This is a genomic window from Bradyrhizobium sp. USDA 3262 (genome assembly GCF_054060035.1).
On record NZ_JBSSCT010000001.1, the window covers coordinates 1,980,178 to 2,001,321 of the forward strand.

A 21,144-nucleotide genomic window follows, 5' to 3' on the forward strand; every position below is an offset into this window, starting at 1 on the left:
GCCACACAACGATTTGTCGTCCTGGCGAAAGCCAGGACCCATTACCCCAAATGATCGTTGTTTGAGCCCGCTGTGGGTCCAGCCTACCCAACCCGGGCAGTCGTGGTTATGGGTCCTGGCTTTCGCCAGGACGACATTGAGAAGCGGGACAGCTTTCGCAGCGCTAAGCCTTGTCCCCGGTCGGCGAGAACAGGTAGCCGCCGCCGCGGATGGTCCGGATCACCGACGGCTTGGTCGGGTCGAATTCGATCTTGCGGCGGATGCGCATGATGCGCAGGTCGACGGCACGGTCGAAGGCTTCGGCGTCGCGCGCATTGGCGAGTTCCAGGAGCCGCTCGCGCGACAAGACCCGCTTCGGGTTGGCCGCGAACACCTTCAGGAGGCCGAATTCGGAGGCCGTCAGCGGATGCTCGTTGCCCTCGTCGTCGCGCAGCGCCTGGGCCTCGAGATCGAGCCATTTGGTGCCGAACCGCACCAGCTGCTCCTTTTCGGCCTTCGCGCTCGCCGGTTCCGGCGCAGCCGCTTTCGCCGGCCCGCTCCGCCGCAGCACCGAGCGGATGCGTGCCATCAGCTCGCGCAATTCGCAGGGCTTTGCCACGTAGTCGTCGGCGCCGAGCTCCAGCCCGACCACCCGGTCGATCGGGCTGGCAGTAGCTGTCAGCATGATGACGGGGACGTTGATCTTGCTCTTGAGGTCGCGAATGATCGACAGCCCGTCTTCCTCGGGCATGTTGAGGTCGAGCACCACGAGATCGGGCGTGCAGCCCTCGATCTCCTTGCGCAGGCTCTTGCCGCCATCGCACAGCGTCACGCCGAAGCCGTGCATCTTGAGGTAATCGCCGACCATTTCGCGGGCCGGTGCCTCATCGTCCACGATGAAGATATGCGGGTTCTGGCTCATGATGTCTCTGTCGCCGGCAGTGTAACCGTAAAGGTCGACCCCTGTCCGGGGCCCGGGCTCTGCGCGGTCACATGGCCGCCATGCATGTCGATGATGCGCTTGACGATGGAAAGGCCGAGGCCGGTCGAGCTCTCGCCCGCGGTCGGCTTGGCCGACAGCCGCTGGAACCGGCCGAACAGCCGGCCGAGATCCTCCGGGCTGAGGCCGGGACCCTGGTCGACGATGCGGATCACGGTGTCGTCGCCCTCATGGCTGACCGTGACCGTGATCTTGCCGCCGATCGGCGAATACTTGATGGCGTTGCTGACGAGGTTGTCGATCGCCTCGCGGATCCGGTCGGCGTCGCACATCGTGACGAACTGCTGCGGCCCCGAGACCGAAATGCTCTGCTGCTTGTTGACCGCCGAGGGCAAATTGGCCTCGGTGACCTCGTTGACCAGGGCCGCGACGTCGACCGGCTCGCGGCGGATGGTGATGTCGAACGCATCGGCCATCGCGTCCGAGATCAGATGGTCGACCATCGAGGTCAGCCGCTTGGTCGCGTCCCTGATGTGCTCGACCTGCGACGTGACGTTTTCCTTCGGCGAGCCGGCGCCGATCAGCTCGGTCAGCATCTCGGTGCGGCCGAGGATCACGCCGAGCGGGTTCTTCAGATCGTGGGCGACGGTGCCGAGGATCTCGTTCTTGAAGCCGTTGGCGCGCTGCAGCCGCAGCCACTGCGCCGAGAGCCGCCGGTTGGCCTGCATCAGCGCGCGGGTGCGCTGCGCGACGCGGTCCTCGAGCTGGGTGTTGGCCTCGTGCAGCTGCTGGTAGAGGATCACATTGTCGAACGCGATCGACAGCCGGCTCGAGAAGATCTCGACCAGCGCACGGTCGGTGTCGGAGAGCTGGCGCTCGGCCTGCAGCAGCACCACGACCTCGCGGCCGCTGCCGGTGCGCGAATAGAGCACGCTGCGATGGTCGGCGAACTCGTTCTTGCGGCGCTGGAATGCTTCCTCCACCATGTGCCGCAGGTCCGGATCGAGCGCCTTCGACGAGGTGGTGCCGATGAAGCGGCTGTAGCAGCCCGAGCAGGCCAGCACCGAGAAATCGGCCGCGGCCGAATTGCCGTCGTCGCGCAGCACCAGAATGCCGGCGCAGTCGACGTTGAGCAGCGAGGCGAGCTGGGTCAGCACGCCCTCGGCCAGCCGCTGCATCGACTTGAAATCGTACAGCGTCGAGGCCGCGTCGATGATGATCTCGAGCCCGCGCCGCGTCTGCACCATGCGCTCGAGCTGCTGATAGCTGCGCAGCGCGGCCGTCAGCGACGTGAACAGCTTGTCGGCGGTGAGCTCGGTCTTCGCCTTGTAGTCGTTGATGTCGTATTGCACGATGACGCGCCGTTCCGGCGCCTGGCCGGGCTGGCCGGTGCGCAGGATGATGCGCACGGTCTCGTTCCTGATCTCGTTGCGGATGAACTCGACGAGCTCGAGGCCGGCGACGTCGGTCTCCATGATGACGTCGAGCAGCACGGCTGCGATGTCGGGGTTGTCCCGCATCAGCGTGCGGCCTTCGGCCGCAGAGTAGGCGGAGAGGATCTCCAGCGTCGAACCGTTCAGGTTGTAATCGCTCAGCGCGAAGCGGGTGCCTTCATGGACGGCGTGATCGTCGTCGATAACGGCGATCTTCCATTTGCGGGCCGACGAGTCCTCCGGGGGGCTCTCGGTATCGTCGATCAGTTGGAGGACATCGTCCTGTTCGGCCATTGACTGGTTCCGTCGGCTGCTGCGTCAGTGATCGTGGGCTGGCCCATGGGCTGTCCTTTGGCGATCCTGGGCATGATAATGCGAAAAGTGGTGCCTTGTCCTACCCTTGACTCCAGCATCATGCGTCCACCGAGCTGCTGGGTGACGAGGTTATAGACGATGTGGAGGCCGAGGCCCGTACCACCTTCGTTGCGGCGCGTCGTAAAGAACGGGTCGAACGCCTGCCGCTGCACGTCCGGCGTCATGCCAGCCCCGTCGTCCGCGAAGATAATCTCGACATCGTCGGCGCCGCGCCCGCGCGCCGAGATGGTGATGGTGCCGGAGCGGCCATCGGCGAAGGCATGATTGACGGCGTTGAGGAAAAGATTGGTTAAGATCTGGCCATAGGCGCCGGGATAACCGTCGATCAAGAGCCCCTCGGGCACATCGACCGAGAGCGCGATCGCGGCCTTCTTCAGCACCGGCCGCAGGCTCGCCACGATCTGGTCGGTGGATTCGCTCAAGGCAAACTGGCGGCGCTCGGCATGCGAGCGATCGACGGCGACCTGCTTGAACGACTGGATCAGCTCGCCGGCGCGCGTCAGGTTCGCGACCAGTTGCTGCGATGCGTCACGCGAGGCGCGCACGAACTCGTCGAGCTTGGAGCGGCGCAGCGGCTCGGTCTTCAGGTCGTTCTCGAACATCTCGCTGCGGCGGGCGAAGCTCGAGGCCACCGTCAGGCTGATGCCGATCGGATTGTTGACCTCGTGGGCGACGCCGGCGACGAGGCCGCCGAGCGCGGCGAGACGCTCGGCATCGATCAGGTTCTGCTGCGCGGTATTGAGCTCGAGCAGCGCGCTTTCGGCCTCCTCCTTGGCGGTGCGCAGCTCGTCCTCGGTCTTGCGCTTGGCGATCGCGTTTTCGCGGAACACTTCGACCGCACGCGCCATGGCGCCGACCTCGTCCTTGGCCGAAGTGCCTTGCACCGGCCGGTCGAGATCCCCAGAGGTGATGGTGCGCATCGCGGCCATGATCTGCGCCAGCGGCAGGCGGATCGACAGCGCGATCATGACGCCGGCCGACATGATGACGCCGAGGAAGATCACGGCGATCGACAGCACCCGGCGCGAGATCGAGGTCAGCGTCTTGTCGAACGTCTCCTGCGCCTTCTGCTCGCGCTGGCGCATCTTGACCGAGAGATCGTCGATCGCGCCGATCGCATCCGCCTGGCTGGCGTCGATCGAGTTGCGCAGCAGATCGGTGCGGTTGCTGAGCTGCTCGCTGAGCTTGCCGAGCCCGTCGCGCAGCTCGGCGGTCTTGACCTTGAGCCGCGCCAGCGCCATCCGCTGCAGATCGTTTTCGGCCAGATCGGTCATGACGGGAATCGTCTTCTCGATCGTATCGATGTTGCGGCGGGCTTCCTCGGCCGACGAGGAGGCAAGCGAGAGATAGTAGGCGTTCGCGGCGACCAGCAGCGAGGTGAACGCTTCGCGCGACTTGCCGAGCGCGGGCCAGATCAGTGCATCGCGATGGCCGGTCGCGCCCTCGATGATCGAATAGAGCCCGGCCATGTCCTTGGTCGGCGACAGCACCTGCTCGTCATAGGTCTTGGCGATCCTGGTCTGCACGGTGCGCAGTTCGCCGAAGCCGTCGAGGAAGCGGCTGGTGACGCGCTCCAGCTGCTCGACCGAGCCTGACAGCATCGGGTCGGTCGAGGCCCGGTTCGTCAGCGTGCCGAGCACGGCCTCGCGGAGCAGCAGGATTTCGGCGAACAGGTCCGGGCTCGGCTGATTGATGTAGCGGTGGATCAGGTTCTGCAGGCGGCTGGTCTCGCTTTCGAGCTTGGCCAGGATCTTGTCGGATTCCCGCACCTGGCGGACGTCCTCCCAGGCCGAGCCGAGCACCTTCGAGCCGTTCCAGATCAGCACCGCCAGCACGATCACGACCGCGGAGTTGAGCAGGGCGATCGAAAGGATGCGCCAGCGGATCGGCACCGCACGCAGCAGCTGGACGATGCGGAAACGGCCCTGCGGCCCGAAGGCCGCCCGCCGTCGCATCGTCCCGTCCTGCTTTGATGCGTCCAAGATCCGGTTACTCCATGTTGCGGATGCGTTCGATCAGCGCTGATGTCGCGGGATCGCGCTCGGCCCTGGCGTAGATGCCGGCCATTGCAGCTTCGAACGGCTTGCGGTCGATATCGGTCACGATCTCGACGCCCGCCAGCTCCGCCTGCTTGCGCGAGCGCTCCTCGAGCTCCCGCCACCTCTCGCGCATGTAGACGCTGGAGCGCTGCGCGGCCTCGCGGAAGATCGCCTGCTCCTCCGGCGAGAGGCTGGCCCAGGCCTTTTGCGACATCAGCAGCACGTCCGGACTGAAGGTGTGTTGGGTCAACGTGTAGTAGCGGGCGTGTTTGTAGTGACCGGTGGTGACGAAGGACGCCCAGTTGTTCTCGGCGCCGTCGATCAGCCCGGTGGCGAATCCGGTCAGCACCTGGCCGTAGGGCATCTGGACCGGCTGGGCGCCGAGCGCGCGCATCACGTCCGACATCCGTTCGGATTGCTGCACGCGCAACCGCAGTCCCTTGACGTCGTCGAGCGAATGGACCGGGTGGACGCTGTTGTAGATCGAGCGGGCGCCGGAATCGTAGAAGGCCAGCCCGACGAAGCCGTGAGCCCCGAGACTGTTCAGGATCTCGCTGCCGATCGGTCCATCCAGCACGTTCTGCAGGTGTTCGGGCGATCGAAACAGGAACGGCATTGCCAGCACGTTGACCGACGGCACCATTGTCCCGATCAGCGCGACATTGGTCCGGTTCAGGTCGATGGCGCCGGCCCGGGTCTGCTCCAGCGTCTCCTTTTCCTCACCGAGCTGGCGGGAATGGAAGACCACGATGCGGTGCCGGCCGGCGGTGCGTTCAGCGATCAGGCGGTCCATGTAATTCAGCGCCTGGACGGTCGGATAGTCCTCATTCTGGGTATCGGCGGTACGGAATTCGCGCGCAAAAGCGCTCGCCGGGACCGCTGCCCATGACAGCGCGACGGCAAGCATCGTTATCCGCGAAAGGCCGGCGCGGCGGTACACAGGCTACAATTCCCCTTGTGATTTGTGTCCAGGGCGGGAAGAAAAGGTTCAACGCAATTTTAGCAGAATGGCGCTGGTTCGCCATCGGCCAAACGTTAAATCCGCGGTGCAACCTGTGGTGTCGGTTGAATCTGCGGTTGTAGCGCCTTATGAGGGCGTGTTGGCATCCGGGAACGGCTCGTCGTGAAGTTCGCTTTGAAGCTCGCCTTGAAGCTTTTGCACCTCGTCGTCGCGGCTCTTCTGCTTGTGTCGCCGGCGCGGGCGGCCACCGAGATCGTGTGGTGGCACGCGATGTCGGGCGAGCTCGGCAAGCAGCTCGAGAAGCTTGCCGCCGATTTCAACGCCTCGCAATCCGACTACCGGATCGTGCCCGCCTACAAGGGCAACTATACCGAGACCGTCACCGCGGCGATCTTCGCCTTCCGCTCGCGCAGCCAGCCGGCGATCGTACAGGTCAACGAGATCGCGACCGCAACTATGATGGCGGCCCGCGGCGCGATCTATCCGGTGTTCGAGCTGATGCGCGATCAATCCGAGGCATTCGCGCCGTCGGCCTATCTGCCCGCGGTGGCCGGCTACTATGCCGACGTCGACGGCAACATGCTGTCGTTCCCCTTCAATGCCTCGACGCCGATCCTCTACTACAACAAGGATATGTTCCGCTCCGCCGGGCTCGATCCGAGTGTGCCGCCGAGGACCTGGCCGGAGCTCGGCGTCGTGGCCAAGCGGCTGCGCGCGGCGGGCGCGATGTGCGGCGTGACCACGTCGTGGCCGTCCTGGATCAATGTCGAGAACTTCTCCGCCTTCCACAATCTGCCAATCGCAACCAAGGCCAACGGGTTTTCCGGGCTCGACGCCCAGCTGATCTTCAACAATCCGCTGGTGGTGCGCCACATCGCGCAGCTCGCGCAATGGCAGGCCGACAAGACCTTCGACTACAGCGGCCGCGGGCAGGCGGCCGAGCCGCGTTTCCAGAAGGGCGAATGCGGCATGTTCATCGGCTCGTCGGGTACGCGCGCCGACATCAGGGCCAATTCCAAATTCGAGGTCGGCTACGGCATGATGCCGTACGAACCCGACGTGCAGGGCGCGCCGCAAAACTCGATCATCGGCGGCGCGACGCTGTGGGTGCTGCGCGACCGGCCGCGCGCCGAATACGCCGGCGTGGCGAAGTTCTTCGCCTATCTGTCGCGGCCGGAGGTGCAGGCCGCCTGGCACCAGAACACGGGCTACCTGCCGATCACCCGCGCCGCATTCGATCTCACCCGCGCGCAGGGTTTCTACGATCGCAATCCCGGCGCCTCGATCTCGATCGAGGAGGTGACGCTGAAGCCGCCGACCGACCATTCGAAGGGCATCCGCCTCGGCTCGTTCGTCCTGATCCGCGACGTGATCGAGGAGGAGCTCGAGCAGGTGTTCGCCGGCAAGCGTTCAGCGCAGGCCGCGATGGACAACGCCGTCGAGCGCGGCAACCGCCTCTTGCGCCAGTTCGAGCGCGCCAATCCGGATCGGTGAGGGGCATCCAGACTGCTCAACTGTTTCTCCGTCATCCTGAGAGGATGTGAATGTATCGCTCGCAAGCGGCGCCACACACTCAGGGTCGTCCTGGCGAAAGCCAGGACCCATTACCCCGGCTGCTCATCGTTGCGCGAGGCTAGGGCCGCGATCCCGCTTACAATCAAATTCGGTGGTTATGGGTCCTGGCTTTCGCCAGGACGACAGCGTTGAGAGGCCGCGCGCGAATGCATCTTCCTTCCCTCACCAACTACGACAGCTACCGCGCCTGGCGCAGCGACACGTCGCGCTGGCTGCCGGTCGCGCGCGATATTGCTGATGGCCACGGGCTGTCGTGCGTCGCGCCGCATGTGTTCTCGACCGGCACCAATCTGGTTGTCGCCCTGGACGATGGCCTGATCCTGAAACTCTTCCCGCCGTTTCTGCGCCCGCAATTCGTGTCCGAGCGCGGCGCGCTCGCGGCGTTGCGCGGACGGCTCGGCATTCCGATTCCCGACCTGGTCGCAGAGGGCGAGCGTGACGGCTGGCCCTATCTCGTCATCACGCACCTCGCCGGCACCGTCGGCTCGGAGGTGTGGCCGTCGCTGTCGGAAGCCGAGCGGGAGCGCGTGCTCGCCGAGATCGGGGCCGTGATTGCCGAGGTGCAGCGCGTGCCGCCCGGCAGCCTGCTCGCGATCGAGCCGCGCTGGGAGGCCTTCATGCGCACCCAGATTGCGCAGTGCCGGACCCGGCACGAACGGCTCGGCCTGCCGGCGAAATTCCTCACCTCGCTCGGCGATCTCCTGCGTGACGCCACTGAGTTGATCCCGATGACCGCGCCGCCGGTGATCCTGACCGGCGAATACATCCCGGAGAACTTTCTGCTCGGACGCCGGGCCGACGGCTGGCACGTCTCCGGCCTGATCGACTTCGGCGACGTCCGGACGGGGTGGGGTGAGTACGACCTGCTCGGCCCCAGCGCCTTCATGGCCGCCGGGCATCCCCGCCGGGTGCGCAGCCTGTTCGACGGTTTCGGCATCCCGCGTGCCGAGGTGACGTTCGCGTTGAAGCGGCGGCTGATGGCGCTCTTGATGCTGCACTCGGCCAGCGATCCGCTCCGGCACATCTGCATCGAGGGTTGGCCGGACCGGGTCGATGACTTCGTGCAATTGCAGGAGCTGATCTGGCCGGACTAGCTTCTCATACGGCGGTATTATTGCGCAAACGCCACAAGCAATTTCAATGACACGGAAACGAGCCAACTATGGCGCTCGCAGCCAACAGGCCCGCTTCTTGGTGTAGTTGCTCCGGATTATCCCGTAGATACTTTTCGACGATAAGTCGGGCTTGTTCTGCGGCCACGCCTTCCTTGGGAAGGCAAACAGTAACGTCGTTTTTCCCGACAATCCTTCCGGTCACGAAGCCGTCAATGAAGCCACGCGAATACACAAGGCATACGGTATTCCCGACGCCGGATTTCTGATCACACGCCTTCTTAAGTTCCAACCCAGTGAGGGCGCTAGCGCTCTGAAACGTAAAAGCGGTCGCAATGGCGATCAGCAAGACTCTGGGCATTGGATTCAGATTTCCTCCAAAACGACTTGTTCAAGCTCAAGCTCCGCAACGCACGCAAGAAGTTTGCCGCAAACGATCCACGCTTGAGCTTCATTGTAATCCTGGCTTCGCGGAATTGGCTTTTAGGTGTATTGCGGCTACGGAACCCCAATAGGTAGTATCGGTCTATTTGGGGGATGGGAATGTGGCCTTTACCAAGGGAGTTGCTGTGGGCGATCATCGTTGCCCTTGCTTTGGCGGTCGTGTCGCTGTGGCCCTTAAAGCATCCCTATAGTCAAATTCCAAATGCCCAGACGAAGGAGCAAGCCAAAGATTCCGTAAGCAGCCAAGATGCCTCCAATCATCCGCCCGCTCCTCCAATAAGCGCTGCTAGTGAACAGAAGAATCAGCATGGAGGCGAGCACACTCCCGAAGTAACGGTCCTTGGAATCAAGCCCGGTGAATGGCTATTGGGCATTGTCACTTGGATGCTCTGGCTGGCCACTGCCAGATTGGTAACGAACGCCGACAAGACCGCTGAACGGCAACTTCGCGCTTACGTTTTTGTCAGTGACGCTTTCATTCGCAATTTGAATGGACCGGAAGTTCCAGTCGTTCATATCCATCTAAAAAACTACGGGCAGACGCCCGCTTACAAACTCACAAATGTAGGGGCGGTAGCCTATGGATCGTTTCCCCGAAGTGAGTTTTCCAGGGACCCAAATGGCGACCAGCGGGTAATTATAGTCACAATTCCTCCGGGGGCTGAGACTGCGTCGGTTGTCATAAACCTACCTTTCGAAATTACGCCTGAGAGAAAAGCGGCGCTGCAAGCTGGGGAAACCGCGATTTGGGCCTTCGGCCGCATCGAGTATCAGGACGCTTTCCAGAGACCCGCGTCGTAAACTTCCGCTTCATTTTTGGTGGAGACGCCGGTGCGCGGTTCTTCAGCAGGGATGGGGTCACGCTTGGGGCAATGTCCCAAACCATTGAAGGCAATGGCACCAACGATCAATAAGGCCACATAACCCGATCACCTCTATGACCCCGCTTGTGGTGTTTGCGCCATAATACCGGTCGTGCGGCAGCATCGAACATCGGCCATAAAGCGAGCAGCGCCGATGTTTGCTCGTTAATTGGGCAGATTGTCGGCCTTTGTATGCAATCGTCAATTGGTAACTGAGGCCAGCTCAAAATACCTTTGACGATTTCCTCCATCTCTACAGCGTATTAGCGCCTCATAACGTTTCGTTAAGGGTTGGCACAATCCTTGCGATCTGAGTTCCAAGGCCGTTTCCCAAGGCGTTGGAGCATCACATGAAGCGTCGCGATTTCCTCAAATCGGTGTCCGGACTGGCCGCGGGGGCTCTGGCGCCGACCGCGCCGGCGATCTGGTCGCCGGCCAAGGCCGATGCGCGCTCCGAGACGCTGCTGATCGTCTCCGAAGGCGGTCCCAACAATCTCGATATCCATGGCGTCGGCACCAACGTGCCGGGCTACGAGGTGTCGTGGAATTGCTACGACCGCCTGATCAGCCACGAGATGAAGAGCGGTCCGGGCGGTGTGCCTTATTACGACCGCGACAAGTTTAAGCCCGAGCTCGCCGAGGACATCAACATCGGCGACATGTCGGTCACCTTCAAGCTGCGCAAGAACGCCAAGTTCCACGACGGCGCGCCGGTGACGGCGAAGGACGTCAAATGGTCGCTCGACCGTGCCGTCTCTGTCGGCGGCTTCCCGACCTTCCAGATGAGCGCGGGCTCGCTGACCAAGCCCGAGCAGTTCGTGATCGTCGACGACACCACGGTGCGCGTCGACTTCCTGAAGAAGGACAAGCTGACGATCCCCGACCTCGCTGTCATCGTGCCCTGCGTCGTCAACTCCGAACTGGTGAAGAAGAACGCCAGCGAGAAGGATCCCTGGGGTCTCGAATTCACCAAGCAGCAGACCGCGGGCTCCGGCGCCTACAGGGTGACCAAGTGGACCGCCGGCACCGAAGTCGTCATGGAGCGCAACGACGATTGGGTCTGCGGTCCGCTGCCGAAGATCAAGCGCGTGATCTGGCGCATGGTGCCGCAGGCCGGCAACCGCCGTGCGCTGCTCGAGCGCGGCGACGCCGACATCTCCTACGAGCTGCCGTTCAAGGATTTCCAGGAGATGAAGGCGAACGGCAAGCTCAACGTGGTGTCGCTGCCGTTCTCCAACGGCATCCAGTATATCGGCATGAACGTGACCAAGCCGCCGTTCGACAATCCCAAGGTGCGGCAGGCGATGGCCTACGCGATGCCGTATCAGAAGATCATGGATGCGGTGCTGTTCGGTCTCGCCAACCCGATGTTCGGCGCGGCAAAGGACAAGCCGACCGAGGTCGCCTGGCCGCAGCCGACGAAATATTACACCGACATGGAGAAGGCCAAGGCGCTGCTCGCTGAGGCCGGCTACGCCAACGGTTTCGAGACCACGATCTCGTTCGACCTGAATTTCGCTGGCGTCAACGAGCCGCTCTGCGTGCTGGTGCAGGAGAGCCTCGCGCAGCTCGGCATCAAGACCACGATCAACAAGGTGCCCGGCGCCAATTGGCGCACCGAGCTCACCAAGAAGGAAATGCCGCTGTTCACCAACGTGTTCTCGGGCTGGCTCGATTACCCCGAGTACTTCTTCTACTGGTGCTATCACGGCAACAATTCGATCTTCAACACGATGAGCTACAAGTCATCAGAGATGGACAAGCTCATCGACGGCGCGCGCATCGCCGCCGCGAACGGCGACACCGCGGCCTACGACGCTGACGTCAAGGGTTTCGTCGATCTCGCCTTCACCGACATCCCGCGCATCCCGCTCTATCAGCCCTTCGTCAACGTCGCGATGCAGAAGAACGTGACCGGCTACGAATACTGGTTCCACCGCCGGTTGGACTATCGCGCGATGGCGAAGGGGTGAGGCGGTGATGAGCGCGCGCGACGCACTCGCGTGTGTCGACCTCGTTAGTGAGGTGAGCACGCTTCTCAGGCTCCCTCTCCCGCTTGCGGGGGAGGGCGGGGTGGGGGTGCTTCCACATTGGGAATCCCTGAGTGGAGAGAGCCCCCACCCGCCGCGCTCTTCGATCGCGTCGGCCTCCCCCGCAAGCGGGAGAGGCGAAGTAAGCCAGCCGATAAGCTCGTGCGTCCCATATGCGATTGTCCTGCCTTGTGGGGGAGGGAGCCCGTCCAGTCCCGTTGTGGCTTTGCGCGATCCAGCCGGGAGCACGCCATGCTGACCCTGATCGGCAAGCGGCTGCTGTTCGCGATCCCGTCGCTGATCGGGGTCGTGATCGTGACGTTCCTTTTGACGCGTGCGCTGCCGGGCGATCCCGCGGCGTATTTTGCTGGCCCCGCGGCCACCAAGGAGGCGGTCGACCAGATCCGGAAGAAGCTCGGCTTCGACAAGCCGCTGATCGAGCAGTTCGTCCGCTACACCAACGATCTCGCCCACGGCGATCTCGGCACATCGCTCACCACGGGCCAGCCGGTGGCAGCCGAGCTGCGCAACCGCCTGCCGGCGTCGGCCGAGCTCACTCTGCTCGGCCTCGTCGTCTCCATCGTGATCGCGATTCCGCTCGGCGTGCTGGCGGCGACGCGGCCGGGCTCCTGGATTGACCATCTCTGCCGCGTCACCACCACGGCCGGCGTGTCGCTGCCGGTGTTCTTCACCGGGCTCGTGCTGGTCTATGTGTTCTATTTCCGGCTCGGCTGGTCGCCGGCGCCGCTCGGCCGGCTCGACGTGTTCACTAGCGCACCGCCGACGGTCACCGGCTTCTATCTCGTCGACACGCTGATCGCGCGGGACTTCGAGGCGTTTCGTTCCGCGCTCAGCCAATTGATCCTGCCGGCGGTGACGCTCGCGATCTTCTCGCTGGCGCCGATCGCGCGGATGACGCGCGCCTCGATGCTGGCGGTGCTGGCGTCCGACTTCGTCCGCACCGCGCGCGCCAGCGGCTTGTCGCCCGGCAAGGTGATCGTCACCTACGCCTTCCGCAACGCGATGCTGCCGGTCATCACCACGCTCAGCATGGTGTTCTCCTTCCTGCTCGGCGCCAATGTGCTGGTGGAGAAGGTGTTCGCCTGGCCCGGCATCGGCTCCTACGCGGTCGAGGCGCTGATCGCGTCCGACTTCGCGCCGGTGCAGGGCTTCGTGCTGACCATGGCGGTCATGTACGTGCTGCTCAATCTCCTGATCGACATCCTCTACGGCGTGATCGATCCCCGCGTCAGGCTGGAGGGCTAGAGCATGAGTACCGTAGCTCCAACCGTCGAGCCCGCAGGTCCCGCCCGCACGTCGGCCCTTGCCGCGATGTTCGAGCAGACCCGCTACGTTTTGAGCGAAAACAAGGTCACCGGCTTTGCCTTCGCGCTGCTGGTCCTGATCCTGTTTGCCGCCCTGTTCGGGCCCTACGTCGTGCCGTACGACCCGCTCGCCTCCGACACCGCGGCAGCATTGAAGCCGCCGTCCGCCGCGCACTGGTTCGGCACCGACCAGCTCGGCCGCGACATCTTCAGCCGCGTCATCGTGGCCACGCGGCTCGACACCTTCATCGCGGTTGCCTCCGTGGTGCTGGTGTTCCTGATGGGCGGGCTGGCCGGCATCGCCGCCGGCTATTTCGGCGGCTGGACCGACCGCATCGTCGGCCGCATCGCCGACACCATCATGGCGTTTCCGCTGTTCGTGCTGGCGATGGGCATCGTCGCGGCGCTCGGCAACACCGTGCAGAACATCATCATCGCGACCGCGATCGTGAACTTCCCACTCTACGCCCGCGTCGCGCGCGCCGAGGCCAACGTCCGCCGCAACGCCGGCTTCGTGCAGGCGGCGCGGCTGTCCGGCAATGGCGAATACCGCATTCTGCTCGGGCACATCCTGCCCAACATCATGCCGATCATGATCGTGCAGATGTCGCTGACCATGGGTTATGCGATCCTCAACGCCGCGGGCCTTTCCTTTATCGGCCTCGGCGTCCGGCCACCGACCGCCGAGTGGGGCATCATGGTCGCCGAGGGCGCCGGCTTCATGGTGTCGGGCGAATGGTGGATCGCGCTGTTCCCGGGCCTGGCGCTGATGATCGCGGTGTTCTGCTTCAACCTGCTCGGCGACGGCCTGCGCGACATCGTCGACCCGCAGCGGAGGACGTGATGCCTGTCCCGGTCCGGTGTCGTGCTACCGCTCCGCTCCTTTGCATGGGGTTGTTTTGCGGATTTTTGGATGACGCGCCCCATGAGGGGAGGCGCGCATGACCGCTCAGCCGCTGCTCGACGTCAGCGACCTCACGGTCGAGTTCACGACGCGTCGCGGCATCGTCAAGGCGGTGCAGCACGTCAACATATCCGTCGGCAAGGGCGAGACCGTCGGCATCGTCGGCGAGTCCGGTTCCGGCAAGTCGGTGACCTCCTATGCCGTGATGCGGATCCTCGATCGCGCCGGCCGGATCGCCGAGGGCTCGGTGATGTTTTCCGGCATCGACGTCAAGTCGGCGACCGAGAGCCAGATGCGCGATCTGCGCGGCCGCGAAGTCTCGATGATCTTCCAGAACCCACGCGCCGCCCTCAATCCGATCCGCAAGGTCGGGCACCAGATCGAGGACGTGTTGCGCCAGCACGTCCAGCAGGCCCAGGTCACCGATCGCGGCGAAAAGGCGATCGAGGCGCTGGAGCAGGTCAAGATCGCGCGCGCACGCGAGCGCTATCATGCCTATCCGTTCGAGCTGTCGGGCGGCATGTGCCAGCGCGTCGTCATCGCGCTGGCGCTGGCCTGCAATCCGCAGCTTCTGATCGCCGATGAGCCGACCACCGGGCTCGACGTCACCACCCAGAAGGCGGTGATGGATCTGATCGTCGAGCTGACCCGGCGCCGCTCGATGTCGACGATCCTGATCACGCATGACCTCGGCCTCGCCGCCGCCTATTGCGACCGCGTCGTGGTGATGGAGAAGGGCCACGTGGTCGAGACCGCCAAGTCGGCCGATATCTTCGCCGCGCCCCGGCACGCCTACACCCGGAAGCTGATGCGCGCGACGCCGCGGCTCGGTGTGTCGTTGCGGGATCTGTTGCCGGAGGAGGACTCTTCGCGGAGCGTGGCGGGTGAGGGGGACTCTCCGCATACTGTGCTCGCGGATACAGCCCCTCACCCCAACCCTCTCCCCGTGAAGAACGGGGAGAGGGAGCAGAAGCAACCCCTCCTGCTGGTCGAAAAGCTCGTCAAGGAATATCCGCGCCAGGGCGCGGGCGGGGTGCTCGCAAAGTTGTTCGGGCGCAAGCCGCCGGTCGAGGAGGAGACCTTCCGCGCCGTCGACGGCATCAGTTTCTCGATCGACCACGGCGAGAGCGTCGGGCTGGTCGGCGAATCCGGCTGCGGCAAGTCGACGACGTCGATGATGGTGATGCGGCTGCTGGACCAGACTTCCGGCCGCATCATGTTCGATGGCGAGGACATCGGCGGCATCGCGCCGCAGTCCTTCGCGCGGCTGCCGCGGCGCAGCCAGATCCAGATGGTGTTTCAGGATCCGACCGACAGCCTCAACCCGCGCTTTACCGCGGCGCGCGCGATCGCGGACCCGATCATGCAGCTCGGCGACATCAAGGGGCGTGATGCGCTCCGCGACCGCTGCGAGGAGCTTGCGCGGCTGGTCGGCCTGCCGGTCAATCTGTTGGATCGCTTCCCGCACCAGCTGTCCGGCGGCCAGAAGGCCCGCGTCGGCATCGCGCGCGCCATCGCGCTGCACCCGAAGCTCGTGATCCTCGACGAGCCGACCGCGGCGCTTGACGTCTCGGTGCAGGCGGTGGTGCTCAATTTGCTGCAGGACCTCAAGCAGTCGATGGGCATGAGCTATTTGTTCGTGTCGCACGACCTCAATGTCGTGCGCCTGCTGTGTGATCGCGTCATCGTGATGCGCGCCGGTCGCATCGTGGAGCAGGGCACATCCGAACACGTCTTGGGCAATCCGCAGGATGCCTATACAAGGGAGCTGCTGACGGCGATCCCGCATCCGCCGCTGCCGGTCGCTTGAGAAACTCATTGGGAGCGAAATGACCGATCATCTGGACGATTACATGAACGCCGTCGCCCGCGCGATGGCGTTGCCGCTGGAGGACGCCTGGCGTCCGGCGGTGCGCGCCAATCTCGACGTCTCGCTGCGGCTGGCGCGGCTGGTCGATGACTTCCCGCTGCCGGACGACGTCGTGTCGGCCGCCGTCTATTCGACCTGAGATCGCGATGTCCGAAATTCCCGCTTCCATGTCGGCCGCCGAGACCGCGCAGGCCGTATCGAGCCGCAAGATCACGGCTCTTGCCGCGACCGAGGCTGCGCTCGCGCGGATCGCGGCGCATGACAAGGTCCTCAATGCCTTCACCGACGTCACCGCCGATCGCGCGCGTGCCAGGGCCAGCGCGGTCGATGCCGCGATCGCGGCCGGTCAGCCGGTCGGCCCGCTCGCCGGCGTTCCGTTCGCGGTGAAGAACCTGTTCGATGTGCAGGGTCTTCCGACCCGCGCCGGCTCGAAGATCAACCGCGACCTGCCGCCGTCGCCGCGCGACGCGACGCTGATCGAACGGATGGAAGCGGCCGGTGCGGTGCTGGTCGGCGCGCTCAACATGGGCGAATACGCCTACGACTTCACCGGCGAGAACGTGCATGACGGTCCGTCGCGCAATCCGCATGATCCGGCGCGGATGACCGGCGGCTCCTCCGGCGGCTCCGGCAGCGCCGTCGGCGGCGCGCTGGTGCCGATCGCGCTCGGCTCCGATACCAACGGCTCGATCCGCGTGCCGTCGTCGTTCTGCGGCACGTTCGGCCTGAAGCCGACCTACGGCAGGCTGTCGCGCGCGCGGTCCTATCCGTTCGTCGCCAGCCTCGATCATCTCGGCCCGCTGGCGCGCAGCGTGAAGGATCTCGCGCTCGTCTATGACGCCATGCAGGGACCTGATGCCGATGATCCGGCTTGCATCGTGCAGTCGGTCGAGCCGACCGTGCGATTACTTGCCAATGATATTGGCGGGCTGCGGGTTGCGATCGCCGGCGGCTATTTCCAGCAGAATCTGTTTCCGGAGGCGGCAGAGGCGGTCGCGCGCGTCGCGAAGGCGCTCGGTGCCACGCGGACCGTGGAGCTTCCCGAAGCGGCGCGCGCCCGTGCCGCGGCCTACATCATCACCACGACCGAGGGTGCCGCGCTGCATCTCGATCACCTGCGCGAGCGTCCCAACGATTTCGATCCGGCGGTGCGCGACCGTCTCATTGCGGGCGCGATGATCCCGGCGGTCTATGTCGACAAGGCGCAGAAATTCCGCCGCTGGTATCGCGCCAGGGTGCTGGAGCTGTTCCAGTCGGTCGACGTGATCCTGGCCCCGGCAACGCCGTGCACCGCGCCGAAGATCGGCCAGGCCAATTTCACGCTCGACGGCGTCGAGCTTCCGGTGCGCGCCAATATCGGCATCCACACCCAGCCGATCTCCTTCATCGGCCTGCCGGTGGTCGCCGTGCCGGTACCGCTCGAACCGATGCCGATCGGTGTGCAGATCATCGCGGCGCCCTGGCGCGAGGACGTCGCACTGCGGGTCGCCTACGCGCTGGAACAGATGGGCGTTGTGGCCGCGCCGGCGCCGAGAGGACTCTGATATGGATATCGATCTTCCCGATGTGGTCGCCGAGGTCACCGCGCAGTTCCAGCGATATGAGAAAGCGCTGGTCTCGAACGATGTTGCCGTGCTCGACGAGTTGTTCCGCGACGACCGCCGTACGCTGCGTTACGGCATTGGCGAGAACCTCTATGGCTATGCCGAGATCATGGCGTTTCGCGCCGGACGCTCACCGGTCGGGCTGATGCGCAAGATCGAGCGGACCGTGATCACGACCTATGGCCGCGACACCGCGATCGCCTCGACGCTGTTCTACCGGGACAGCGCACCGGGTAGGGTGGGGCGGCAGATGCAGACTTGGATTCGTTTCCCCGAGGGCTGGAGAATCGTCGCGGCCCATGTCAGCGTCATCGATGAACCCAAAGGTGCTTGAAGGGCTATCGAGGATGAGCCTGGACGATCTGCCGCAGGGCGCAGAATCCGAGATGACGGTGCGCCGCATCGATCGGCCGTCGTCGCTGGTCGACAAGGTCACCCGTGCCGAAGAGCTGCGGCTGCAGCTTGCCGACGAGATCGTGCGCGGCACGCTGCCGCCGGGGGCCGGGCTCGACGAGACCGACCTTGCGCGGCGATTCAACGTCTCGCGCACCCCGGTGCGCGAAGCGCTGCGGCAGCTTGCCGCGAGCGGCCTGATCGATGCCCGCGCGCATCGCGGCGCCGTCGTGGCGCGGCCCTCGCTTGAACGGCTCACCGGCATGTTCGAGGCGATGGCCGAGCTGGAAGCGATCTGCGCCGGCCTTGCCGCCGAGCGGATGACGCCGGCGGAGCGCCACGCGCTGGAAGCGATCCACGAGGAATTGCGGGTGCTGAGCTATACCGGCAATCCCGAACGCTTCCACGAGGTCAATGAGCGCTTCCACAACGCGATCTATGCCGGGTCGCAGAACGCCTATATTGCCGAGATCACGCTGGCGACGCGGGTGCGCGTGCAGCCGTTCCGCCGCGCCCAGTTCCGCAATCTCGGGCGTCTGGCAAAATCCCACGCCGAGCACGACCGCGTCGTCGTCGCCATCATGCGCGGCGACAAGACAGGCGCCGCCGCGGCGATGCGCGCCCATATCGAGCAGGTGCGCGGGGAATACGAGACCTACGCGGTGTCGGTGTAGCTTCTTCTTACCTTGCCCCGCTTGCGGGGCGAGGGAGCGTGCCGCCGGAGCGGCTAGGCTTTCGTCTTCTCCGTCATGAACGCCCGCCAGCCGCCATAGGATGAAATATCGCTCGCACCATGAATCGCGGCAGGCTCGACGATGAAGCCCTTGGCCTGCCGTCCGTCGGCGAGCCTGATCGTGCCGATCGACAGCGGCGGCGGGATCGCGGCGACGAATTTTCCGAACGCTGCCGGTGACATCGCCCACAGCTCGAGCTTGATCGCATGGCCCGCGCCGGCCTCGATGCGCAGCATGCCGGGCTTGGGCGGCGTGGTGTCGAGTGCATACAGCCTGTAGTCCGGCGCGGTGACCGCCTCTTCCAGCAGGCGCGCATCGAGCGTCGTCAGCTCGTGGTTCAGCGCCATGCCGGAGAGATGCGCGCCGACCACCGCGATGGTGATGTCACCGGGGCCGGCCCGCGTCGGCGCGGCCGTGAGCGGCGGCTGCGGAAGTGAATTGGCGCCGAGGGTAAGTCCAGTGTCGGCATGGAAGACGCGGCCAATACTGGCAAGCTCCGCGTCACGGCCGGCAGGGGCGAGCAGCGTGATGCCGAACGGCGCGTCGTCGGGCCGCATCGCGGCCGGCAGCGCCAGGCCGCACATATCGAGCAGGTTGACGAAATTGGTGTAGGTGCCGAGCCGCGAGTTGAGCTCGATCGGGTTGGCGAGCACATCAGCGGTGGAATAGACGGTCGGGGCGGTCGGCAGCACGATCGCATCAAGGTGTGCGAGGCTGCGCTCGGCGACGCGGCGCAGCGCCTCGAGGCGGTACAGCGCAGAAAAAGTATCCGCAGCGGTGGGACGCGATCCGCCGACGGTGATCTCGCGCGTCACCGGATGGACCGCCTCGGGCGACGACGCGAGCAGGTCGCGGATCACGAGATAGCGCTCCGCAACCCACGGGCCCTCATAGAGCAGCCGTGCGGTCTCGTAGAACGGCGCGAGATCGAACTCGACGAAGTCGGCGCCGAGCGCCCGCCAGCGCCTGCACGCCTCGCCATAGGCCTTCTCGGCCTCATGATCGCCGAAGAATTTCAGCTGGCCGCCTTGGGGAATGCCGAGCTTCAGCTTCGCCGGAAACGCCGCGAGCGGAGCCAGCGGCCGGTCGCGCGAGTACGGATCGGCGTCATCCGGCCCGGCCATCACGGCAAGCGCGGCCAGCGCGTCGTCGGCGGTGAGCGAGAAGATCGAGACGCAGTCGAGCGTCCGGCACGCCGGCACGACGCCGCTGGTCGAGATCAGCCCGAGGCTCGGCTTAAGCCCGACGATGTTGTTGAGCATCGCCGGGACGCGGCCGCTGCCCGCGGTATCGGTGCCGAGCGCAAGCGGCACAAGTCCAGCTGATACCGCGACCGCGGAGCCGGAGCTCGATCCACCCGGCACGAGATCGCCGCGCACCGGATTTTTGGGGATGCCGTAGGGCGAGCGCACGCCGACCAGGCCGGTGGCGAACTGGTCGAGATTGGTCTTGCCGATGATGATGGCGCCGGCCGCACGCAGTTTTGCCACTGCGGCGGAGTCCTGTGCCGGCACATACGAGAACGCCGCGCAGGCGGCGGTGGTCGGCAGGCCCGCGACGTCGATGTTGTCCTTGACCGCGACCGGCACGCCGTAAAGCGGCAGCGTCGGATCGGAGAGCCGCCCGGCCTCGGCAAGTGCATCCTTCTCGTCGCGCAGGCTGATGAAGATAGCGGGATCATTGTGCTCGCGGATGCGCTGGTAGCAGCGCGTCACGGTTTGGGCCGGCGTCATGGTCTTGGCGCGGTGCGCGGCGACGATCGCGGCGACAGTTTCAGTCACGTGCTTGGCCTCATCTCGTGAGCGGGAGGCGTCGGATGCCATCCGCAAGGGAATTGCAGCCTGAGCGAAGCAAGCAATATGCCATTGTGTACAATTCGCCCGCGCCCGTCGTGAGACGGATTATTGCACAATATCAGTCGCTTGAAATGCCTGTCGGGAACGAACGCGGGCTCGCATGAAAGAGTAGCTGCCCAATTTAAAGGCAGCTTTGATCAAGCCGAAATCTCGTCGCGAGGTCAGGTGAAGCAGGCGAGGATCTGCAGCAGCTGCTCGCGGTTTTCCTTGCCGATCTTCTCGGCGACATGCCGCTCATGCTCGGCGGCGAGCCGCTTGAACTGCGCCAGCGCGGTCTTGCCGCGCCCGGTCAGATGCAGCGCATGGGAGCGGCGGTCGGTCGCGGAGGGGACGCGGCTGACGAAGGCGCGTTCTTCCAGGCTGTCGAGCAGATGCACCAGCCGCGCGCGCTCGATCCCGAGCCGCTTTGCCACCGCCATCTGGCTGAGGCCCGGATTGGCCCCGATCACGGTCATCACCGAATACTGGGTTGGGCGGATATCGACCGTCGCCAGCGTCTTGATGAAATCCTGAAAGATCCAAAGCTGGAAGCGGCGCACCGCATAGCCGGCGTGACCGACCAGCGCGTCGAGGCCGATGTCGTCGCCGCTGGGCGCGCCGCCATTTGCTCCATGCGACCGGGAGCGGCGCATTGCCGCTGCCGTTCCTGCCGCCTTGCGCGATGTCTTTTGCTGGCCTGCCATGACCGCAAGGCTAGCGCGCCCAAG

The 21,144-nt window shown here is 64.9% G+C and carries 18 protein-coding genes; 11 read left to right on the forward strand and 7 right to left on the reverse strand.

Annotated elements, in window-relative coordinates; all coding sequences use genetic code 11:
• Positions 1–163: 163 nt before the first annotated feature.
• The 4 genes from ACVWYP_RS09120 to ACVWYP_RS09135 are packed head-to-tail and all read right to left on the reverse strand — an operon-like array spanning position 164 to position 5,673.
• Positions 164–901 carry a response regulator gene (locus ACVWYP_RS09120; RefSeq protein WP_028333805.1) on the reverse strand — a complete coding sequence of 246 codons (738 nt, stop codon included), beginning with the start codon at positions 899–901 and terminating at the stop codon, positions 164–166.
• Entirely contained in the window at positions 898–2,646 is a 1,749-nt protein-coding gene (locus ACVWYP_RS09125) for an ATP-binding response regulator (protein WP_304498406.1), read from the reverse strand. Before ACVWYP_RS09125 ends, ACVWYP_RS09120 begins: the two co-directional genes overlap by 4 nt.
• Positions 2,616–4,682: a sensor histidine kinase gene (locus ACVWYP_RS09130; RefSeq protein WP_304498407.1), complete on the reverse strand. Its 2,067-nt coding sequence runs from the start codon at positions 4,680–4,682 to the stop codon at positions 2,616–2,618. Before ACVWYP_RS09130 ends, ACVWYP_RS09125 begins: the two co-directional genes overlap by 31 nt.
• Before the next feature lie 34 nt (positions 4,683–4,716).
• Entirely contained in the window at positions 4,717–5,673 is a 957-nt protein-coding gene (locus ACVWYP_RS09135) for a TRAP transporter substrate-binding protein (RefSeq protein WP_304498408.1), read from the reverse strand.
• A gap of 228 nt (positions 5,674–5,901) precedes the next feature.
• Between ACVWYP_RS09135 and ugpB the strand changes: the two genes are divergently transcribed.
• Complete coding sequence (ugpB, locus tag ACVWYP_RS09140) at positions 5,902–7,221, forward strand: sn-glycerol-3-phosphate ABC transporter substrate-binding protein UgpB (protein WP_439711185.1); 1,320 nt, start codon at positions 5,902–5,904, stop codon at positions 7,219–7,221.
• Positions 7,222–7,448: 227 nt separating this feature from the next.
• Entirely contained in the window at positions 7,449–8,396 is a 948-nt protein-coding gene (locus tag ACVWYP_RS09145; RefSeq protein WP_304498410.1) for an aminoglycoside phosphotransferase family protein, read from the forward strand.
• 43 nt (positions 8,397–8,439) lie between these two features.
• Here ACVWYP_RS09145 and ACVWYP_RS09150 read toward each other — a convergent pair whose 3' ends face one another.
• Entirely contained in the window at positions 8,440–8,775 is a 336-nt protein-coding gene (locus ACVWYP_RS09150) for a Rap1a/Tai family immunity protein (protein ID WP_304498411.1), read from the reverse strand.
• 182 nt (positions 8,776–8,957) lie between these two features.
• On the opposite strand from ACVWYP_RS09150, the gene ACVWYP_RS09155 reads away from it, so the two are divergent.
• The 9 genes from ACVWYP_RS09155 to ACVWYP_RS09195 all read left to right on the forward strand — a co-directional run bounded on the left by ACVWYP_RS09155 (position 8,958) and on the right by ACVWYP_RS09195 (position 18,521).
• Entirely contained in the window at positions 8,958–9,659 is a 702-nt protein-coding gene (locus ACVWYP_RS09155; RefSeq protein WP_304498412.1) for a hypothetical protein, read from the forward strand.
• 412 nt (positions 9,660–10,071) lie between these two features.
• Positions 10,072–11,694 carry an ABC transporter substrate-binding protein gene (locus ACVWYP_RS09160; protein WP_453945714.1) on the forward strand — a complete coding sequence of 541 codons (1,623 nt, stop codon included), beginning with the start codon at positions 10,072–10,074 and terminating at the stop codon, positions 11,692–11,694.
• A gap of 309 nt (positions 11,695–12,003) precedes the next feature.
• The gene (locus tag ACVWYP_RS09165; protein WP_304498413.1) at positions 12,004–13,017 is read left to right on the forward strand and encodes an ABC transporter permease; all 1,014 of its coding nucleotides are present in this window, start codon (positions 12,004–12,006) and stop codon (positions 13,015–13,017) included.
• 3 nt (positions 13,018–13,020) lie between these two features.
• A complete protein-coding gene (locus ACVWYP_RS09170) occupies positions 13,021–13,920 on the forward strand; it encodes an ABC transporter permease (RefSeq protein WP_028340483.1) in 900 nt (299 codons plus the stop codon).
• A 97-nt stretch (positions 13,921–14,017) separates the two neighbouring features.
• The gene (locus ACVWYP_RS09175; RefSeq protein ID WP_304498414.1) at positions 14,018–15,790 is read left to right on the forward strand and encodes a dipeptide ABC transporter ATP-binding protein; all 1,773 of its coding nucleotides are present in this window, start codon (positions 14,018–14,020) and stop codon (positions 15,788–15,790) included.
• A gap of 19 nt (positions 15,791–15,809) precedes the next feature.
• Complete coding sequence (locus tag ACVWYP_RS09180; protein WP_018269566.1) at positions 15,810–15,989, forward strand: DUF4089 domain-containing protein; 180 nt, start codon at positions 15,810–15,812, stop codon at positions 15,987–15,989.
• A 28-nt stretch (positions 15,990–16,017) separates the two neighbouring features.
• Entirely contained in the window at positions 16,018–17,394 is a 1,377-nt protein-coding gene (locus ACVWYP_RS09185; protein WP_439711186.1) for an AtzE family amidohydrolase, read from the forward strand.
• Position 17,395: 1 nt separating this feature from the next.
• Complete coding sequence (hpxZ, locus tag ACVWYP_RS09190) at positions 17,396–17,788, forward strand: oxalurate catabolism protein HpxZ (RefSeq protein WP_016845830.1); 393 nt, start codon at positions 17,396–17,398, stop codon at positions 17,786–17,788.
• Positions 17,789–17,801: 13 nt separating this feature from the next.
• Entirely contained in the window at positions 17,802–18,521 is a 720-nt protein-coding gene (locus ACVWYP_RS09195; RefSeq protein WP_038384905.1) for a GntR family transcriptional regulator, read from the forward strand.
• Between the two features lie 53 nt (positions 18,522–18,574).
• On the opposite strand, the gene atzF is transcribed toward ACVWYP_RS09195, so the two are convergent.
• The gene (gene atzF / locus ACVWYP_RS09200; RefSeq protein ID WP_304500207.1) at positions 18,575–20,404 is read right to left on the reverse strand and encodes an allophanate hydrolase; all 1,830 of its coding nucleotides are present in this window, start codon (positions 20,402–20,404) and stop codon (positions 18,575–18,577) included.
• A gap of 194 nt (positions 20,405–20,598) precedes the next feature.
• Positions 20,599–21,120 carry a MarR family transcriptional regulator gene (locus ACVWYP_RS09205; RefSeq protein WP_439711141.1) on the reverse strand — a complete coding sequence of 174 codons (522 nt, stop codon included), beginning with the start codon at positions 21,118–21,120 and terminating at the stop codon, positions 20,599–20,601.
• Between the last annotated feature and the right edge of the window lie 24 nt (positions 21,121–21,144).

Excerpts from the sequence above, each read along its gene's own strand:
- ACVWYP_RS09120 (WP_028333805.1), bottom strand. The coding sequence starts at position 901 with ATGAGCCAGAACCCGCATATCTTCATCGTGGACGATGAGGCACCGGCC.
- ACVWYP_RS09125 (WP_304498406.1), bottom strand. The coding sequence starts at position 2,646 with ATGGCCGAACAGGACGATGTCCTCCAACTGATCGACGATACCGAGAGC.
- ACVWYP_RS09130 (WP_304498407.1), bottom strand. The coding sequence starts at position 4,682 with ATGCGACGGCGGGCGGCCTTCGGGCCGCAGGGCCGTTTCCGCATCGTC.
- ACVWYP_RS09135 (WP_304498408.1), bottom strand. The coding sequence starts at position 5,673 with ATGCTTGCCGTCGCGCTGTCATGGGCAGCGGTCCCGGCGAGCGCTTTT.
- ACVWYP_RS09145 (WP_304498410.1), top strand. The coding sequence starts at position 7,449 with ATGCATCTTCCTTCCCTCACCAACTACGACAGCTACCGCGCCTGGCGC.
- ACVWYP_RS09150 (WP_304498411.1), bottom strand. The coding sequence starts at position 8,775 with ATGCCCAGAGTCTTGCTGATCGCCATTGCGACCGCTTTTACGTTTCAG.
- ACVWYP_RS09155 (WP_304498412.1), top strand. The coding sequence starts at position 8,958 with ATGTGGCCTTTACCAAGGGAGTTGCTGTGGGCGATCATCGTTGCCCTT.
- ACVWYP_RS09160 (WP_453945714.1), top strand. The coding sequence starts at position 10,072 with ATGAAGCGTCGCGATTTCCTCAAATCGGTGTCCGGACTGGCCGCGGGG.
- ACVWYP_RS09165 (WP_304498413.1), top strand. The coding sequence starts at position 12,004 with ATGCTGACCCTGATCGGCAAGCGGCTGCTGTTCGCGATCCCGTCGCTG.
- ACVWYP_RS09170 (WP_028340483.1), top strand. The coding sequence starts at position 13,021 with ATGAGTACCGTAGCTCCAACCGTCGAGCCCGCAGGTCCCGCCCGCACG.
- ACVWYP_RS09175 (WP_304498414.1), top strand. The coding sequence starts at position 14,018 with ATGACCGCTCAGCCGCTGCTCGACGTCAGCGACCTCACGGTCGAGTTC.
- ACVWYP_RS09180 (WP_018269566.1), top strand. The coding sequence starts at position 15,810 with ATGACCGATCATCTGGACGATTACATGAACGCCGTCGCCCGCGCGATG.
- ACVWYP_RS09185 (WP_439711186.1), top strand. The coding sequence starts at position 16,018 with ATGTCGGCCGCCGAGACCGCGCAGGCCGTATCGAGCCGCAAGATCACG.
- hpxZ (WP_016845830.1), top strand. The coding sequence starts at position 17,396 with ATGGATATCGATCTTCCCGATGTGGTCGCCGAGGTCACCGCGCAGTTC.
- ACVWYP_RS09195 (WP_038384905.1), top strand. The coding sequence starts at position 17,802 with ATGAGCCTGGACGATCTGCCGCAGGGCGCAGAATCCGAGATGACGGTG.
- atzF (WP_304500207.1), bottom strand. The coding sequence starts at position 20,404 with ATGGCATCCGACGCCTCCCGCTCACGAGATGAGGCCAAGCACGTGACT.
- ACVWYP_RS09205 (WP_439711141.1), bottom strand. The coding sequence starts at position 21,120 with ATGGCAGGCCAGCAAAAGACATCGCGCAAGGCGGCAGGAACGGCAGCG.